1 protein-coding gene is annotated in these 942 nt (G+C 51.5%); it reads right to left on the minus strand.

Annotated features, from left to right (window positions below; translation table 11 throughout):
• Positions 1–72: 72 nt before the first annotated feature.
• Positions 73–492, minus strand: a complete 420-nt coding sequence (locus tag H1D44_RS20710) for a hypothetical protein (RefSeq protein ID WP_181517155.1) — start codon at positions 490–492, stop codon at positions 73–75.
• Positions 493–942: the final 450 nt, after the last annotated feature.

A 942-nucleotide genomic window follows, 5' to 3' on the forward strand; every position in this document is an offset into this window, starting at 1 on the left:
TCCTCCTTGGGATCAGGAGACACCAGTCTGACGCGTGCTAATCAGCTGCAGAAGATGGGGTTTGTGGAGCGCTTACGAAATTACGTCCTCGATGTTACGCCCATCGGCGAAGTACGCAAGCATGGGCCCGCGGTCTATGCTCTGTACCGAATCGAAGTCTTCCCAGTCGTCGATTGTTGACCCCTGAAGCGCTCCATGTGCCGAATGATTGGCTGACATGTGCTTTGACCGGTTGCACAGGTGTCGCAACGGATTGAATTCCGGAACATTGAAAATCTCCCGATAGAATCGCTCTTCAGGCGTTTGCGGTACTTTTTCTGGGGAGTATCCTGGAGCAATCCACTCTCGGAGGTGGGTGAGGCCGAAAACCAAGAGCAGAAGCTCTTCTACGCGCTTGTTCTTCTGCTCCCCCAAGCGCTCCTCGACCCGCGTCAAAAGGCGGAAAAAAGCCTCTGGGGACTCGAGATCAAAAAAGTATACGGCATCGGCCATTCTTTTTCCCTAGCAGTTGTATTATATAGAATGCTCGATATTCCACTTGGTCGTGCATGCGTGTTCAATAATGTTATGTTGCGCGCTCGCCCACCTCTCATCCTGTTGAAATCCCTTGGCATTAAATATAGATCAGCATAAATAATGCCAATCATCGCGCATGCTACATATCCCGATGAACATGCCTGCTGCATTTGCCGGCACGGCCGCTTTGGGTCCTGGCCGTGTGAAAACAGAAAAATCTGGCCTGACTCAAGAACCTCCCCCCTCAGCTTCCTACCGTGTCCACACAAGCCATTGCTTGGATGATTGCCGACTGATGATCATGGAAACCATGAAACCATCAGAAAGCACATATCTCGTCCTTATGGCCCGGCGGTCTCAATGACCAAGTGCAACACCTGACCCATCAGGTATCGTGTTGCCATGCCTCATTGCTATCGCCACCTC

The sequence above is a fragment of the Billgrantia kenyensis genome (genome assembly GCF_013697085.1).
GTDB lineage: Bacteria > Pseudomonadota > Gammaproteobacteria > Pseudomonadales > Halomonadaceae > Halomonas > Halomonas kenyensis.

Coding starts and splice junctions, on each gene's coding strand:
- H1D44_RS20710 (WP_181517155.1), bottom strand. CDS start 492: ATGGCCGATGCCGTATACTTTTTTGATCTCGAGTCCCCAGAGGCTTTT.